The organism is Glutamicibacter nicotianae (assembly GCF_016907615.1).
GTDB classification, from domain to species: domain Bacteria; phylum Actinomycetota; class Actinomycetes; order Actinomycetales; family Micrococcaceae; genus Glutamicibacter; species Glutamicibacter nicotianae.
In genome coordinates this window covers 1,780,263-1,797,752 of record NZ_JAFBCH010000001.1, presented here as the reverse complement: position 1 = coordinate 1,797,752, position 17,490 = coordinate 1,780,263, and the positions used below count along the sequence as shown (strand labels likewise).

The 17,490-nt window shown below is 51.4% G+C and carries 15 protein-coding genes; 2 read left to right on the top strand and 13 right to left on the bottom strand.

Annotated features, from left to right (window positions below; translation table 11 throughout):
* Window positions 1-17: 17 nt before the first annotated feature.
* The 12 genes from JOE62_RS08610 to coaD form a co-directional block, all read right to left on the bottom strand.
* Window positions 18-3,653, bottom strand: a complete 3,636-nt coding sequence (locus tag JOE62_RS08610) for a CDP-glycerol glycerophosphotransferase family protein (RefSeq protein ID WP_204721883.1) — start codon at window positions 3,651-3,653, stop codon at window positions 18-20.
* Between the two features lie 376 nt (window positions 3,654-4,029).
* A complete protein-coding gene (locus JOE62_RS08605) occupies window positions 4,030-5,304 on the bottom strand; it encodes a CDP-glycerol glycerophosphotransferase family protein (protein WP_204721881.1) in 1,275 nt (424 codons plus the stop codon).
* Between the two features lie 45 nt (window positions 5,305-5,349).
* Window positions 5,350-5,811 carry an FAD synthase family protein gene (locus JOE62_RS08600; protein WP_038991443.1) on the bottom strand — a complete coding sequence of 154 codons (462 nt, stop codon included), beginning with the start codon at window positions 5,809-5,811 and terminating at the stop codon, window positions 5,350-5,352.
* Between the two features lie 156 nt (window positions 5,812-5,967).
* On the bottom strand, window positions 5,968-7,188 hold the full coding sequence (locus JOE62_RS08595) for a stealth family protein (protein WP_204721880.1): 1,221 nt from the start codon (window positions 7,186-7,188) through the stop codon (window positions 5,968-5,970).
* Between the two features lie 367 nt (window positions 7,189-7,555).
* A complete protein-coding gene (locus JOE62_RS08590) occupies window positions 7,556-8,446 on the bottom strand; it encodes a glycosyltransferase family 2 protein (protein WP_204721878.1) in 891 nt (296 codons plus the stop codon).
* A gap of 38 nt (window positions 8,447-8,484) precedes the next feature.
* Window positions 8,485-9,306, bottom strand: a complete 822-nt coding sequence (locus JOE62_RS08585; protein ID WP_204721876.1) for a CDP-alcohol phosphatidyltransferase family protein — start codon at window positions 9,304-9,306, stop codon at window positions 8,485-8,487.
* A complete protein-coding gene (locus tag JOE62_RS08580) occupies window positions 9,303-10,340 on the bottom strand; it encodes a glycosyltransferase family 2 protein (protein ID WP_204721874.1) in 1,038 nt (345 codons plus the stop codon). The genes JOE62_RS08585 and JOE62_RS08580 overlap by 4 nt, the downstream gene beginning before the upstream one ends.
* A gap of 7 nt (window positions 10,341-10,347) precedes the next feature.
* Window positions 10,348-11,067: an ABC transporter ATP-binding protein gene (locus JOE62_RS08575; protein ID WP_204723259.1), complete on the bottom strand. Its 720-nt coding sequence runs from the start codon at window positions 11,065-11,067 to the stop codon at window positions 10,348-10,350.
* Window positions 11,068-11,215: 148 nt separating this feature from the next.
* On the bottom strand, window positions 11,216-12,064 hold the full coding sequence (locus tag JOE62_RS08570; RefSeq protein WP_204721872.1) for an ABC transporter permease: 849 nt from the start codon (window positions 12,062-12,064) through the stop codon (window positions 11,216-11,218).
* Window positions 12,065-12,200: 136 nt separating this feature from the next.
* Window positions 12,201-13,169 carry an LCP family protein gene (locus tag JOE62_RS08565; protein ID WP_338085769.1) on the bottom strand — a complete coding sequence of 323 codons (969 nt, stop codon included), beginning with the start codon at window positions 13,167-13,169 and terminating at the stop codon, window positions 12,201-12,203.
* A 215-nt stretch (window positions 13,170-13,384) separates the two neighbouring features.
* Window positions 13,385-14,287 carry a UTP--glucose-1-phosphate uridylyltransferase GalU gene (galU, locus tag JOE62_RS08560; protein ID WP_038991437.1) on the bottom strand — a complete coding sequence of 301 codons (903 nt, stop codon included), beginning with the start codon at window positions 14,285-14,287 and terminating at the stop codon, window positions 13,385-13,387.
* Window positions 14,288-14,343: 56 nt separating this feature from the next.
* Window positions 14,344-14,814 carry a pantetheine-phosphate adenylyltransferase gene (gene coaD / locus JOE62_RS08555; protein ID WP_204721868.1) on the bottom strand — a complete coding sequence of 157 codons (471 nt, stop codon included), beginning with the start codon at window positions 14,812-14,814 and terminating at the stop codon, window positions 14,344-14,346.
* Window positions 14,815-14,926: 112 nt separating this feature from the next.
* Here coaD and JOE62_RS08550 point away from each other — a divergent pair, with 112 nt between their 5' ends.
* Together JOE62_RS08550 and JOE62_RS08545 are read left to right on the top strand one after the other, a co-directional pair.
* A complete protein-coding gene (locus JOE62_RS08550; protein WP_204721866.1) occupies window positions 14,927-16,138 on the top strand; it encodes an aminotransferase class I/II-fold pyridoxal phosphate-dependent enzyme in 1,212 nt (403 codons plus the stop codon).
* On the top strand, window positions 16,135-16,917 hold the full coding sequence (locus tag JOE62_RS08545) for a spermidine synthase (RefSeq protein ID WP_204721863.1): 783 nt from the start codon (window positions 16,135-16,137) through the stop codon (window positions 16,915-16,917). The genes JOE62_RS08550 and JOE62_RS08545 overlap by 4 nt, the downstream gene beginning before the upstream one ends.
* On the opposite strand, the gene rsmD is transcribed toward JOE62_RS08545, so the two are convergent.
* Complete coding sequence (rsmD, locus tag JOE62_RS08540; protein ID WP_204721861.1) at window positions 16,894-17,478, bottom strand: 16S rRNA (guanine(966)-N(2))-methyltransferase RsmD; 585 nt, start codon at window positions 17,476-17,478, stop codon at window positions 16,894-16,896. The genes JOE62_RS08545 and rsmD overlap by 24 nt on opposite strands.
* Window positions 17,479-17,490 lie beyond the last annotated feature (12 nt).

Genomic DNA, 17,490 nt, shown 5'->3' with positions numbered 1-17,490 from the left:
TTGGCAGTCTTAGACGACTATGAATTCACCAAGCTAAGCAGCTCCTCAAATTGTGCAAGCGCGTTGTCCTGGTACAACTGTGCGTCAAAAACCTTCTCGGCTTGGTAGCCGTCCAAGAAGGCCTGCATGCCCTTGACCAATCCTTCGGCCGAATTTTCGACAAGTTGCCCGAAACCGCCGACGAGCACGCTATGCGATCCAACAACATCGGTTGAGATTGCAGGTAGGCCAAGCATCATCGCTTCTATCATTGCCAGTCCCTGACCTTCATAGTCAGAAGAGAAGACAAAACAGTCAGCGGTCTTCAGTGTTGGGAAGGGGTTGGCCAACAAACCGGTTATGACCACGCGCCCGGTCAGTCCGCGTACCTTGATCTCCGTTTCCAGGTCACTGCGAAGCGGGCCATCACCAATCATCAACAACCGAGTTCCTGGATGATCCGCGTTAATCTTCGCGAACGCTTCAAGCAACTTCATTTGTCCCTTTTCAGGAGACAACCGCGCCATGTTGGCAAAAACGGTTAGCCCATCGCCCTCGAAACGATGCACCGGATCCGATGCCTCAGACCATTCCAAAGGCTTGCGCAGATCCAGCAGGTTCTCCGACACGGTGAACTTGCCAGGATCAAGCCCAAATACCTCGCTCAGTTGCTGCTCGTTCTGCTGACCAACACTTTCAGTTACAGAAACCAACCGGTCATAGTGACGGTAAGTGGCGAATAGTCCCGGCATCGTGCCGAAGCGCAGTTTCCACTCCCCTACCATGTCGTTGTGCAGGTAAATGTAGTTGCGCTTCGCATGAGTATGAGACGCGGCAAATAACATAGCCCAAAATCGCGAGTATCCTTCGAAATCGATAGCAACGTCAAAGCGTGCATCACCGAAGGAACGCTGCATTTCGCGTTCCATCGTGTTCAGGTGGATCTGTTCAGCTACAGGCGAGTCGAAACCACGATGTGCGTGATAACCATCGGAAACCCAACGTTCTTCGGCGGACATAATCGTTGCGCCGGCGCGTGGAAGAATCTTGACATGTTCAGGAAGCCCGTTGAGAATCTCCAATGAATCCGTATTGCTTCCAACGGCGCCCATGTCAACAGCAACAGACACCAAGTACTTCTCTGGATCCAGCGAGCCGATCAAATTGGTGAATGCTGTGGCGATGCCATTGGGCTTAAAAGGACCTTGATAGAACAGCAGCTTGATACGCTCGTCTTGCGGTGCCTCAAGAAGGCAGCTTTCGTCATCCAGGAAGAAGAAATCGATGACTCGCTGAGTGGCATTCCCATCTTCCATCGACGCAAACTCAGCCACGTTCTTCTCGAGGTTCTCGTGTACACCGAGATCCCCCTCGCCAAGTTGGCGATGAAGCTCCAAGCATACTTCTTCGATTGAGTCCATGACGTTGCCAGGCCATGTAGAGCGTTCGAAGTACAGACCACGTTCAGCCTCATAAGCGTCGAAGTCCGGCGTGTAGAAAATGATTGGCTTCTTAGTTGGCAAGAAGTCGTAGAAGATTGAAGAGTAGTCGGTGATTAACACATCGACAACTGCCAAAAGCTCGTTAGTGTCGATGGATGCAGGCACGACGGTTGCATCCAGGGCTGCATCACCAATTAGTTGTTCAGCGAAACGGTGTGCACGGAACAGCATGTGGTGCTCGCCTTGCGACATTGCAGCCAGGTCCTCGACTAGGCCATTGACATCATAAGACCGATCTTTGAGCTGGCCTCGCCAAGTCGGCGCAAACAACACGATTTTCTTGTCGTTGTTTGGATCAACACCAAGAATTTCTAGGATTTCGATCCGACGTGCTTCGCTCATATTGATCATCTGGTCTATTCGAGGGCTGCCGGTCAGGGCAACCTTAGCCGGGAACAGACCACCAAGGTCATGGTCAGTACTTAGGGTTTTCAGCGTGTGCGCATTGGGGACCATCATGTGAGTTGTTTGAAGGAAGTTGCGCTGAACGTTTCGGTGCTCGGCAACACCGTCTTTGACGAGCTTACCCATGAACTTCAAGGGCGTACCGTGCCATGTGTTTAATACTCGTTGCCCCTCGCGACGGGCAAAATAGGTTGGGAAGGTCGCGTTATTCACCAGGTACTTGGCGGTTCCCAGCAAACGAATGTATTTGTCGGAATGCTGCTTTATGATCGCAACATCCGGTTCTTCACTCAGCTGGGCTGGGACCTCTGAATAATCGTTATAGACCCACGCGAAACGGAAGTTGTCAAAACGTGGATCCTTACGCATCTGACGGAAGATTGCCAGAGGATGGCAATGGACATTCTTGCCATGTGACGACTCGAATAGGACTAGATTCTCGTCTAGCGGCTCTACTTCCCGCGCATGGATAGCCAGAGCACCGCGCCGACGACCCACGCCCTTAAGGGCGTTGCCCAGTCCGGCCACCGATATCTCAGTGAAAAGCAACATGCCGGCATAGTATTCACACGCAGACTCGAACATTCCTAGATGGGCGAAGGCCTGCCCAGCTTTCGCTTGCCACTGACGTTCGGTAGAAGACGAATGCCACAAAGCTGACGCATATGCAGAAGCGGCAGTTTCCCAATCTCCTCCGGCAGCTGCAATCGCACCTCGCTGGCGATGGTAATTTGCACGTGCGCCAGCGGACTTGGATCCTTTGAAGCTGCTGCCAAGGTATCCCCAAGCTTCTGCCGCCTCGCTGAATCGGTTACTGGCTTCCTCAAATTGGCCAAGTTGCATCAGTCCGTGGGCATAACGGAACAACGCTACAGCTGGTTCAATTCTTTTCTGCTCTGGCAATAGGTCAACAAATTCGGAGAAACAGGCTACCGACTCTGCCTGTTCACCGGCGCGAGCGAGTAGTCGACCGCGGGCATAACCAGCCAAAACGCGCTCTTCAACTGTGTCCGCGAAGTTCTCGGCTCGTTGGAAGTATTCGTTGGCTTGGCGGAATTCGAAGAGTCTCGCCGCCGTTTCGCCGGCACGGTAGTTCAGCAGATATAAATTCGTAGTGCTGGAAGTATTTTGCAGTTCGAGCTCGTAGGCGTCTAGTGCACGATTCCAGTCTTCTTCATTTTCATGAATTTTGCCTACGCCAACGTTCAGGACGGTCTGTTCGGTTGAACGCAACACAGCGTTAGAGTACGCGTTCTGGGCTTCCGTGGATTGCCCCAATTCTTCTAGGCAACGACCAAGCCCGTACCAGTACTTGGGGTGCTGGTCATCGAGGTCCAAAGCCTTTTGGAAGTACTCTTCAGCCAACTCAAAACGGGACATGAAGGAGGCTGCCTGGCCGGTCAGGAACATCCAATTTGCGTCGTCGACATGCTGGCTTTCATATTGCAGCCGAACATCCAATTCACGCCAGCGTTGCCCGGTCTCCAGCAGGAACTTCGCGATAGCTGCCGAAGCTGATGGATCGCTCGGGAAATCTGCCACCAAACCGTCCAAGACGGCAGAGGCGAGATCTGATTTTCGGGCCAAACGAGCGCAACGTGCCCAACGAATCCGCCAAGTGATTTTGCTTGGGTCGCCTTCGCAAGCAGCTGCAAAAAGTTCTAGCGAGCGCTCGTACTTTTTCATTCGCTGCATGTTCAATGCGAGCGTTTGGATCCACCCGTAACGATGCGGCTGACGAGCAATGGCAGATTCAAGCTCATTCATGGCAGCGTGGTACTGCTTGCACTTGTACAAGCAGAATCCGTAGCGGAATTGCACTTCAGCAGACTTGGTCAGGCCTTTGTTAAGTACCTGACCGTAGTAGATAGCCGCGATACGGTATCTGCCTAGTCGTTCGATTCGACGGCCTACGCCGAGAGCTACACGCGTACGAAAAATATCCACCGGGGTCCTTCAGAAGGGGGTCTAACTAATAGGCGCCAATAATACGGAGCCTATCTATCATCCGATTCTCCCGCACAGCTCGTCAGAATTGCCTAATTAAGGACCGAGTGTTGTTAGTGTGAAAACACATCTGCAATAAAGACGACCCCAAATCCGCAAGTATTGTGATTTGGGGTCGTACCAATGGCAACAGTGACTAACTGTGCCAACCACGGAAGTTTTGCAGTTTGCTCTGGCGTTCGTCGATGAGCTTTTCGATTACTTCCTGGAAGCGCTTGGTGGAATCTCCTCGGCTTAATTCGCCAAAGTAGAACTTGCGCATTTCGAGGCGCTGTTCTTTATGCCGGTCGTGGACCAGCGCATCATTAAGAACTTCACGCACGTTGGGCACGGAGTCACGATCAATAACGTGACAAGCCTTGGTGATCGGGGCGTCCCTATGCAGAATTTCACGATTCGTACGACGATCTGAAATCACCAGTGGGTTGGCAGGATGCAGGTACAAATAGTCCAGCCCGACGCTTGAAACGTCTGTTATCAGTGCATCGGTGGATTCGAACATCGCCAAAATATTGCCCTGTTCGGAAATGACGTGATCGGCCCCCGATTCATTGGCGATCGCGATGAGTTCCATGATGCGCGAGTGCGCTTGGGCAACACCATGATTCTTGCTTGTCTGGATCCGCGGATGGGGCTTGTAGATAACCCGCCAATTGGGATTCGCCAGCAATGCTTCGACGATGGAAACCCCGTACTTATCCAACGAGGTGTAGTTGTTATCCTCGTTTTCGCCTTCCCACGTTGGCGCGTACATGACATCCAGCTTGTCACTAGGATCCAGTTCAGGCTTAAAATCAATGTCCAGCTGCGGACGACCGGTAACCTCAAGCTTGTTGTGGTCAAAGTCGATCAGCATGGCCTCATGGCGTTTGATAGCTGCTGGACCCGCAACAAACACTTTGTCGTAGGCCTTTGCCTTGTTTGAAACCATCGACAGCTTATCGCTTTCGCCGTGATTCACGTGAACATGCACCAAACGGGGGTGGTCAAGGGACTGGAAGTTGGTACGCGAGTTATTCGTATAGATGACCAGCTTCAACTCATTGTCGTCATACAAATCCATGAGATCTGAAAAACGGCGGATGTAGATCTTCGGAAGATCCGTGAATTTCTCAGCAGCTTTGAAAGCGCTCAGGGTACGGAAGACCAACAGAACTTCTTGCTTTGCATGAAGTTCTTCGAGCACTGGTAACCACTGAGTTACCTGGTAGATCTTATCCGCACCATCGCCGAAGTACACCGCAACGGTTCCAGGTACAGGAATACCGGAAACACCAACGTTGAGGCTGCCAAGGCGCGCGGTGAGGCCCATGACCCTTGATAGTCGTCTTACCTCTGGCCTGCGCCCCACTTTCCGAAGCGCGTTCTTGACGCTGGACTTAATGGTGGCTGAAATATGGTCGCTAGACATGGGAACTTTCAAAAATCTAGAAAAGCAGGAGTGCAATCGGACTAACTAGCTCAGTTCTTTTACGATCTGGCTCAGGGTGTCTAGCGTGTCCTTCAAAGAATCCACGTGGCGTTCATCAAACTGGCTCAGGACACGTTTCATCTCGGTAGTTGAGATTCCCGAGGTACGAGGAAGGTAAACAACCTCGACTTCATCACCAAGGTCGTCGAACTTTCCTTTCCAGTCCTCACCAATGCCAAACACCTTGGCATCATACTTCTTGATATCCAGGCGCTTCTGTTCCCAATTTTCTTCTGGGATCGCAAGATCAACGTACTTGATGGCCTGCACGATTTCACGGCGCTGTTCGAACGGTACAACGGGCTTTTTACCCTTGATTGCATTGAACTCGTCCGTGGATACGCCAACTACCAAACGGTCGCCCTTTTCTTTCAGACGCTTCAAGATGTTGAGATGACCAATATGGAAAAGGTCGAATGTTCCATAAGTCAGTACCGTCTTGGTCATTGGTTGCCTCCTGCTGTTATTACCGGTAGCACTAATTCTGTAGGACTACCTCACCCGTCGCTGCAGCGCAGCACCTGGCACTTTTGTTACTTGAACAATAAATAATGCTTCACAAGTTTGTCACGCACAACTTGATGAAACCTGAGTGCGTCCGCACTACTTCTCGAAAGAAGACTTGTACGGGAACAGCGTGTCGAGAACGCTCTTTGCCATCCGTCCGCGTTTTTCGGTTCCGCTGACGCTGGACACTTCATTGAAGCAGAACATCTGTTTGCCACGCCCGCGCACCAGCCGAAAGAGATTCATTGGCAAATGTTCGCCGCCGAGATCAACGTACGAATAATCGATATCCACAGGAACGCCAATGCCTTCAGCTGCTGCCACGTAATGTGCCAGTGAGGACGGTAATGACATATCGTCTACGTGCCTAAATTTATGCTTTGCGGTGGCATCAACTTCTTCGGTAAACGAACGACGGATTATTTCATGCACACTCTTCCGCTGAGGGTGCGCAACATGGCGGAACTTCAGGGCAGTCGTCTTCCCATATTTATCCTGGATCAAATCGGCATTAAGCTGAGCTGCTAGATTTACCGCAAGCCTCGGGTTCGATGCTTCGGCATAATGCGCCTTGGCCAACGAATACTTGACGGAGCCGCTGCCGGTATAGAACACGTTCGGTGACATCGGACGCCCAAAAAAGATGTCGTCATTCACATATATGAAATACTCCGACAGGCCCTCGATATTGGAAATTTGCGTTTCAATCGCATGCGAGTTGAAAGTCGGTAAGCAATCAAGCGGGGAATCAAATATCTCGCTGTGGCTCACCAGCTTGATCTTGGAATTCTCCGTATTGAGCCAATCAGGAGCTTGCCCTGCCGTCACTAAATAGATATTGCGAATCCATGGCATATTCATTTCCAGGGAACGCAACGAGTATTTCAATTCGTCGCGAGACGTGTATCGTGCCAAATCGCGGCTACTCGGATGAGATGCGCCGGCTGGGATTGACTGCTTGAATTCTCGATATGCTTCTTGCCAAACCGGATCTGCCGAATCAACCCACGTGTATACAACATCGACCGGCTCAGTGAAATCCTGGATATCTGGCACTAGTGACTTGCCATCCGAATAAACCGCCCATATCGCACCTAAACCCGAATGGCGTCCTAGTGGCGTTTGATGCATAGGCATTTGTCCATGGACCGCCCACACGCTTAATGCGCCATAGCTTGCTGCGTCCAAACTCACTCTAGTCAGCTTGTAGCCAGCGCCCTGCAGTGCTGTGGAAAGCTTTTGCCACCCTGTCTTCGTAACCGTCGAAACGCCACGTAGCGTGTCATCGAGGTACTCGATCCCTAACGAAGTCGCCATTGCGCGGGACTCATGTACATTGATTGAACGGATTTGTTCGATATCAAGATCTGCTGAACTTTGATTTCTGGTAGACCATGCAAGAACTTTCTCCCAGAAGGCATCGGGTAGCTTTCGACCAAGCCGGCCCCTCCATCCACGGAAACTCAAATCTCACACCATCCAGCACTTGTTGTTAGATCACGATTAGCCAATTCGCTTCGCTACATTCATGAACATTTTACAGGTTGTTCACTTTGGACTTGAACGACCAAATAACCATATTAGTCCAAATCGGTTAACTCGTCACAAAATGCAACTACAGGCGCTGGCATAACTAGCTAAGACAATTCAGAACAGACTCCACGGGATCAAGGTTCGAATACGCCTAAATAATAGGTGGACGTCCAGAAAGCGTCATTCGCATCAAGGTACTCCAACGAAGCTTGGCACGCGGTTCGCGGTACCAGGGGCTGCCCTTCCAGCCAGCTTTCCAACCTGCTAGATACTGTCTTACAGCAGATCGATTTTTCCGTAATCGCAGACATTCGATCATCGCCCATGAAGTTGGATAGATCCACGCAAATGGGACCGGCAGATTACGACGAGCCAGCCAAACACGATTGCGTGCATTCAACCTATAGAACTCATCGTGACGCCGCGGATCGACCACGGGATGGCCGATTCGCATATCACCTGCGTACCAGACATAGGTCCCGGTATCCCAGATCCGCCAGGCAAGTTCAATACCTTCATGGGCATACCAGAAGCCGCCAGCCCAGCCGCCAGTGGCGTCGAAAAGAGCTCGTTTAGTAACTAGGCACGTCTCCCCAACATGGAAAACCTTGCTTGGCTCGGCTGCAGTTCGTTTCTTCAGGCGAGGGATCCAACGAGTGGGATCCAGATCGCTATGTTCAGGATCTGTGATTCGCGGCTGCAATAAACCTAGCTGTGGGTAATGCCTAAAGCGCTCTATAGCGGAAATCAGGAAATCATCGTCAAGGAACCAAGAATCATCATCCAGGAAACAAAGATACTCACCCGAAACTTGGGAAACTCCAGCATTTCGCCCAGCTGGGATCCCAAGGTTTTCCGGCAAGTAGTGTGTTTTGATGCTTTCGGGAATCTCCGTGGGGTCCCACCCGTTGCCGACAACCACTGCATCGATTTCTACGCCGCGTTGGGACAGTAATGAGTCCAAAGCTCGGCGAAGCTCCACAGGACGGTTGCCCATCGTTAGAACGACCACGCCGATCTGCGGTGCGAGTTGCTGACTCATGCGCTACCCTTTCGATTCAAATTCAATGGCGTTATTCCTTAGGCCTTCAACCGCGCAGAAACCATGTTCGACAGAAAATGACCAACATTAACTAGAACGCACGCTGGAAGGAGAATCCAGATCAGCCACTTCTCCGCCAGTCCAGGCGAACCGCTAACGGCAGAAATGATTGAGCAAGCCAAAATGATCAAACTGAGTTCTACCGCATGCAACAGCTTGTGGAACGGGAGGAACTTCGCTAGAGAACGCAACCGACCGATGAGTGTCGTTGTGGGAACCGCGCGGGCAGCTGCAGTGTCCGGCAGCTTTGGCAACCCAGCCATGCCGCGGGCAGCATGCACCATCAGTGATTGTGAACGATTAAGCACTAGGACCACAGCCAAACAGGCACCCATGAATAGTGTCGGCCAAGCCTGCGCTGCAGTACCACTATCAGTTGAGAGTTCCTTGAACACGCGATAGCCAAGTGCAATCGGAATCAAAGCCTCGGTCGTGTGGTGACCGACCATATCAATGAAAATGCCACGAGGAGATTGGGACGCACGCCAACGTGCCACTTCCCCATCCGAGCAATCGAAATACAACTGCACCTGGGACAACGCCACGGCCAAGACCGGCCCCCAAATGCCGGGGATAAGCAGTGCCAACGACATGCACCAACCGGCCAAGATCATCAATCCCGTAACCCCGTTCGCACTGATCCTTGTACGAACCAATACTGCGGTCAGATAAATCGAGATATGACGCAGGTAAAGTTCAGCTGTCCAGTGTTCAGCATTCTTTCGCGCTTTGACTTCTGGAGGCTGGCATACCTCGCGCAGTTGATCCAGCGTAGGATTTTTCGGTCGTTCTACGCTCATTTAACGCGTCCTTTATCCACTGTGCCAGCGGCACCGAACAATCGACCCTTAATGTAACCGGCTGCCCAGGGCAGGTGAATCGCTTGGAACGCGCCGGCGGTTAGCACCTTTTCTTTGACACCCTGCGCGTTGGATTTGAGGCCAGCAGCAAGAGTGGCGGTTGAATACACCACGGGTGCTAGACGTGCTGTGTCGACCACGAACTGCACTGGTCGTGATACGTGTCCCCTGATCAGAGGGGATACGGCCATTGCGATTAATCCCGCTCCTACCCCGACAAGCAGAACGGGAGGCATGTCGTGGCGGATCGATTTTCCTTCTGGGAATCGCCGTGCAATCTCGCCCCGCCACGTTCCCGAAGCGTAGGACTGGCGCGCCAATGACTTGAAATTATCACGCGGGTAATAGCCCACCTTTAATTCTGGATCGAACCATACCTTGTGGCCTGCCTGACGAATTCGCAGGCAAAGCTCCCAATCTTGCGCGCGCCACATGTCTTCATCGTAAAAACCGACTTCGTCGAAGACCTCGCGTCGGAAAATCCCAAGATAAGCGGACTCAGCTTCGCCTTCTGGAGCGCCCGAATGATAAGCCGGGCCGCCGAAACCGAATTTTGAGTGGTATGCAGCAGCGATAGCACGTTGTTTCGGCGTACGTCCTCGTGCATCCATGAGCCCGCCCACGTCATGGGCGCCAACTCGGAATAGCGTTTCCACGCCACGGCGAGTGTAGTTTGCTGGTAGCTCACTATGAGCATCTACCCGCATGACAATGGGGTGGGATGACTTTTTGACAGCTAGATTCAGAGCAATTGGAGTACGACCTTTAGGATTGTCCACGAGGACAATACGCGGATCTGACTCAGCCAAGCGGGCAGCAACTGAATTCGTACCATCGTCACTCGGCCCCAAGGCTATAACTAACTCTTTTTCGCCATCATAGTCTTGAGACAAAATCGAACGAACGGCCTCTTCGAGATAATCAGCTTCATTCAACACAGGCATGACGTAGGATACGCCAGGGTTTTCAGTCATTCGTCACTTACTTTTTATGCTGTTGATAGGCCTTAATGACCGTGTCAGGATCGCCGTCCATTTTCTGGACGCCCTTCTCTATCCAAATACAACGGTTACAGGTTTCCTTGATTGAATTCATAGAATGAGAAACAAGAAAAACAGTTCCGGCGTTCTCACGGATTTCGCGAATCTTCGCTTCACTTCTCTTGCGGAACTTCGCATCACCAACGGCCAGGGCTTCATCGACAATCAAAATGTCATGCTGCTTTGACGCAGCGATGGCGAATTTCAGACGTGCTGCCATGCCAGAAGAATAAGTTCTCATCGGAAGATCAATGAATTCTTCCAATTCAGCGAACTTCGTGATGTCCGCCCTCATCTCTTCTACTTGCTCCCGGTTATATCCAAGAGCCAATCCACCCAAAGTGATGTTCTTATCCCCAGATAGATCCGGGATCAGAGCAGCGCCGACGCCCAAAAGACTGGGGCGGGAGCGCGCGTAGACGGAACCCGAGGCCGGAGGAGTAAGCCCTGTGATAGCACGTAACAGTGTCGACTTTCCAGAACCGTTTGAACCAATGATTCCGATGGATTCGTTTTCATAGGCGACAAACGAGATGCCTTGAAGCGCATGAACGGTTCTCACTCCACGCATCTTAGGTTGTAAGAGCCTGCGAGCACCAGCGTTTCCGACAGCTTTACCGCTAGAGAACACTTGGTATTTCACGTGCAAATTATCAACCATAACAACAGGCTGACGACTATCGTCGATCTCTAAAGAGGATTGTTTGACTTGATCTGGCTGAACAACATCTATAAATGATGTGTCATCTGAAAAAATAGGGGCCGGCTCATACTCAGGATGCAGTCCTGGGTTGATCAGGTCATCAAAACTAATTGGCACGACCGTAACGCTCCTCAGCCTTCCAGAAGAAAATAAGTCCAAAGACAAGCGCGGCGATCGCCCACGCTCCGATTACCAACCATCCAAACGGATTATATTCAGCGTTATCCATAATCATGGCGCGAGCCAACTGAAGGGTTTGATAAAGCGGATGGTAGTCAAATACTGTTACGAGCCAAGGCCAACTAGCGAGGATGCGGTCAACGCTAAACAATACGCCAGAAGTATAGAAAAGCATTCGAGTCACCAACGGCAAGATTTGGGTGAAGTCCCGTACATGGACCGTTATTCTTGCACAAATGAGTGCTACGCCCATATTGAATACAGTGAAGATGGCGATGATCGGAATAATGCCAAACCAAGTCCATTTAGGGACAGTGCCGAGTATGACTGAGTAGAGGAACATGACGATAAGCATCGGCATCAGAGTTAACAAATTCTGAGTTATCTGTGCCACAGGAAGGCTTAATCGTGGGAACGATAAAGATTGCACTAGCGCCTGGTTACCGGTAATCGATTTCGCGCCGCCATTCATTGAACTAGTGAAAAACTCGAATAAGAAGACACCAATCACCACGAAGACAGGGAAATCAGCAGTTTTCTTGTCGCCCTGCAGGATACCGAAAATCACGCCGTACATAATGGCGTTGAGCGTCGGCTTAAGAATTACCCAAATCATTCCCAGCCGATTCTGCTGGTTCTGTTTTTGCACCCGAGCCTTAGCTAGCTCATATACGAATTCACGGCGTTCCCAGGTCTGCCTCAGATAGTTAGCCAACGATGGCCGCGCACCAACACGGTGCAAGCCATACTTGTCGGCCTCCTCTGCAACTGTCATGCCCAAAAGTCCTCATTTTCTTATGCAAACTACTGCTCGGTTCGTGAGCAAAGATGTTCAAAGTCTAGTAGATAGCTCGTGTGAACCCCGCACTTTAGGATACGCAACACACGAATTATCATGTCAGTCACGTCGATCAGTTCGATTCTGGTGGGTTTTCAGCCAAGTACTCCCGCATAGAATCGGTACGAAGTGCTTCGCCAATTTGTTCGATGGCGGTAACACTGGCTAACTCAATCGACTGGCCATCGACGCTAGTTGCTGAGCCCGCAGTCGGCATCGTAAACATGGCCATGTTCTTTGTATCGACATTTTTCAACTGCAGACCAAGCCCAACAAGGGTGGCAGCATCAAAATTCTCGTCCAAAGTCAGGTATGGAGAAACCGTATCGACGATTTCGTATAACTTTGCAGGATTCGTGACTGTTCCAGAAGACAACAATTGGTTAGCGGCTGCAGCAATGAATATTCGTTGATTCGCCACTCGTTGATAATCGCCGTTCGAGAAGGACTTTCGTTCTCTCACGAATCGAAGTGCGCGGTCGCCTTCCAACGTGATTTCACCAGTTGGGTAAAAATAGTCAGTGTCGTTCGCAGTAAATTTTATTTCGTTGTTGACAGTCACTCCCCCAAGAGCTGTTGACAGCTCCTTGAAACCTTCAAAGTCGATCATGGCAACATGATCAATCTTGGTTTCGAAGAGCCCCTCAACGGTTCTTAAAAGCAGTGGAACCCCGCCAAACGAAATGGCCGCGTTCAGTTTGTTTTGGCCGTACCCAGGGATGTCCACGTACATATCTCGAACCATTGACATTACGTAAATCTGGGAACGATCTTCGGGGATATGCACCAACATCATTGAATCGCTTCGCTGCGAAACCGCGCCCTGTAAGGCTGCCGAATTCTCCGTGTCATCATCAGCATGATCGACACCCAGCATCAAAACGTTCATGGACTTATCATCTGGATCTTTGACGGGTCGCGCTAGCTGTTCGGCTTTAGAGAATTCCAAAGCCACCGTATTAGATTTCGTATTGAACTGCCGTTGCAGGTCAAACAAGATGTATCCAAGACCCAGCATGGCGACGAGCACGATAGAAATCACGAGGACTACGATGCCCTGTGTTCGTTTTTTCTTTTGTCGGATTGCTCGGTTCTTCGCACTACGTGTTAGAAGTAGCGAGTTCCCGTCTTCTTGTGTTTTCAATCAATCTCCACCGGACCATGATCCCCCAATGTCAACGTCGTATGGGGCGACTTTGCGCAATCAAAAAGACTACCCAAGATAATTGTGATTATCCTGAGTAGTCTTAGTCAGGTTCAAACGTCGAGATCCTGAACGAAGGATTTCAGCCACGTCTTCAATCCCGGTCCAAGATCCTCATTTTCAACAGCTAGGCTGATATTCGCTTGGAGATAGCTCAGTTTGTCCCCAGTGTCGTAGCGACGCCCTCTAAAGACAACAGCATGCACTCCTGAACCTTCGCCTTCGGAAGTTGCAAGCTCTTCTAGGGCATCGGTTAATTGGATCTCGTTTCCGCGTCCAGGAGCAGTGTGCTCCAGAATCTGGAATACCCGAGGATGCAACAAATACCGTCCAATTACTGCGAGGTTACTGGGGGCTTCTTCAACACTTGGTTTTTCTACAAGTCCTCGTACGCAAACGAAATCTTCGTCTTCGACAGGAGCTACATCAGCACAGCCATAGGAACTTATTTGATCCGGTTCGACTTCCATCAGAGCGATGACTGACCCGCCGGTCTTTTCTTGTACCGCGATCATCGTGCTCAGTAGGTCATCGTTCTCATGGATTAAGTCATCGCCGAGCAGCACGGCGAAGGGCTCATCGCCTACGTGCTGCTTCGCGCACAATACTGCGTGCCCCAATCCTCGCGGATCGCGCTGGCGGATGTAATGAATATCGCCTAGGGCGGTCGCTTCCTCCACCAACGAGAGCTTTTTCTGGTCATCTTTGGCCGCCAGAGAAGCTTCTAGAGAAGGAACCCGATCAAAGTGGTCTTCTAGAGCACGTTTATTTCGCCCGGTGATCATCAGTACGTCGCTGAGACCAGCACGAGCAGCTTCAGCAACAACGTATTGGATCGCCGGCTTGTCGACGACAGGGAGCATTTCTTTGGGCATTGCTTTCGTCGCCGGCAAAAAACGAGTACCGAGCCCTGCGGCGGGAACTACGGCTTTGGTTATCGGACGCGATATAGACATGATTTTAATTTTCCTACCTATTGTTCGGCTGATGCCCAACGTTGCTTCGAATGTGCTCAGTGCGTTGCTAGTCTCTTGATAACAGCCCGCGGGAAGTATTCATCAACGTCCCCACCAAGTGCCTGAACTTCCTTAAGCAACGAAGATGACAAATGCGTGTAGCGCGTATCGGCCTGAAGGAAAACAGTTTCAACTCCAGTCAGATGCCGATTCATCGTGGCCATGGGAATTTCGTATGCGTAGTCAACAGTGCTGCGCAATCCCTTGACGATTGCCTCGGCGCCCTGCTCCTTGCAGAAATCAGCCAGCAGGCCTTGCCCCATAGGAACAGCGGAAACCCCGCGCAGTCCCCCAACAGTTTCCTCAACCATCGCTACGCGATCTTCTTCACTGAAGCGGTACTTTTTGGAGTAATTCGTAGACACAGCCACGATCACCTCATCAAAAAGGCTCGCTGCGCGCGCAATGATCTCGACGTGTCCATTGTGAATTGGGTCAAAAGAACCCGGGCATACCGCTCTTCGCATGATCTGAATCTATCAAGAACTCTCGCCAATTCAGCGAACTGGTATGAATGTCTCGTAAAGATTCAATGACTTAATGCCCATGCTCGCCTTTACACAAGACGATAATGGAACCATGAGCATTGAATACTCTCCGTGGCAACGGACCGCCCACGGTGCCAACCTACTAGATTCCACTGGCCGGCCGGGAGTGACCATCTTCGAAGAAATCACGGGTCTGGCGAACGATCATCGGGCAATTAACCTTGGGCAAGGATTCCCGGATTCCGAAGGGCCAGAGGAAATCAAGAAAATTGCTATCGATGCGATCCAGAATGGCGCTAACCAATATGCGCCCGGTTCAGGAACTCCTTCGCTCCGCGAAGCCATCGTTGCCCACCAGGAGCGCTTTTATTCATTGAACCTGGACCCCGAATCCGAGGTCGTAGTTTCGACTGGCGCTACCGAAGCTATCGCTGCTTCCTTACTTGCCTTCCTGGAACCTGACGATGAAGTTGTGACCTTTGAACCGTATTACGATTCCTATGCGGCCATGATCGGGTTGGCCAATGCAGTGCATAAGGTCGTTCAGCTCAAGGCTCCGAAATTCGAGCCGGATATGGATGACCTTCGACGTGCGGTCACAGACAAGACCCGTGTAATCGTCGTGAACAATCCCCACAATCCAACGGGCACAGTTCTAGATATTTCGGTGCTCCAGGAAATCATTTCTCTAGCACATCAGCACAACTGCATCATCATCGCTGACGAGGTCTATGAACACCTCACTTTTGGCATACGGCATGTTCCGATCGCGAGCTTGCCAGGTGGATTCGAACGAACCATCACCATTTCTTCGGCAGGCAAGTCATTCTCCTTTACCGGCTGGAAAGTTGGATGGGCAACTGGACCCCGCGAACTGATCACTGCCGTCCGTACGGTAAAACAGTTCCTTACCTATTCCTCGGGCCCTGCGTTCCAACCTGCTGTCGCACAAGCCTTGAATCTTCCTGATGCCTTTTTCGAACGCTTCGCTGCTGATTTAGGACAGCAGGGAGAAATTCTCGCATCAGGCCTGGAACAAGCTGGGATCCCGGTTATACGTCCAAAGGGCACCTACTTCTTGGTTGCTGACGTACGCAGCTTTGATCTGAACGACGCTGCTGAAGTAGCGCGCATGATGCCCGAGCGCGTAGGCGTAGCTGCGATTCCGATGTCTGCCTTTGTCCATCCCGAGAATCAGCAAGACTACCAAGGACTGTTGCGTTTCGCTTTCTGCAAGAAGCGTGAGGTCATTGCCGATGCCGTCGAGCACTTGCGCCTCCTGCCAAGGTTGCTTGCCCAATGACGCGCGAGCCTGCTAAACGGTGGCTCGGATTCATCCAGGCACACGCCACTATTTACGACGATGATTTGATCCCCGGGTCAAAAATACTAGCGATCGGCGATGCGCCTCAATCCCATGTGAATCTTTCCCTTCCGGAAGAAGTGTTCTACGAGTATCTCGCACGCATCGCTAACCATCTGAAGGCCTTGCGCCCAGAAAAACGCCCATTGAAGATGCTTCATCTAGGTGCCGGTGCATTGACCTTGGCCCGTTGGGCGAGTGTCGTTTACCCATCGAGTACCCACGTGGCTGTAGACATTGAGTGCGAACTTCTTGATTTCGTTCTCACGCATCTTCCTTTGCCGAATGACTGCCACTTGTCACCGATTGTCGCCGATGCGAGGAGTGTACTTGCCGAACAACTGGCCGGTGAGAAGTTTGACGTCATTGTCTTGGATATTTTCTCTGGCCCGGAAGCCCCTGAACACCTGACTACGGAGGACTATTACGCCGAACTCAAGAACTCTTTGGCCAATGACGGATTGCTCTTCGTGAATATTGGAGATGATCCGCCCTTGAATTTCACTTGCACCCAAGTCGAGGCGGCGAACTCCAGCTTTGAGTTCGTGATGTTGAGTTCGAGTCCGGAAATGTTTACCAAGCGCTTCCCCGGTAATTTGATTCTCACAGCGTCGCGCCAACACTTTAGCGAAGACCAAATAGTCCAGTGCCAGGCAGCGGGACCGTACCCGTCAGAAGTTCGCCATTCGATGGATCTAGATGGGTTCTGCAAACCATAGGTGCGTTTCGCCGTATTTCTTGTCGGCGATCTTCTCCATGGTGCTTGGCCATGTAGGTTCCGGTGAGCGTCCGGAACGCTCCACAATGACTGTGGCATCCTCAGCCAGGATTCTGGATACTTTCTCGAGGGTGACAGCCAGTTCTTCTTCAGTCAGCGGGTAGGGAGGATCCAGCAAGACAATGTCAAAGGTCTTGCTGGGCACTCCCGAAATTGCGTTGTAATAGCCGTCTAGGACACTATCAACAGGTCCACGCTGTACCGTCACCGTATTGGCCTTCAACACCTTGTTCACCAGTGACGCGTTTTGCTGGCAAACAGAAACCGCCTTCGGGGCTTTTTCTACCAGAACAACCTGCCGCGCACCGCGACTGGCCGTCTCGAGTCCCAGCGACCCCGAACCGGCGAAGAGATCCAGCACTCGGGCGCCGGCAAGAATATCCCAGCTATCCAAGCGGGAGAAGAGGGCCTCTTTGACACGATCCGTTGTCGGGCGCGTTGCATCACCCGGTACGGACTTCAGTGGATGCCCGCCGGCAGCTCCAGCGATAATACGGCTCATTGCCTAGCAATA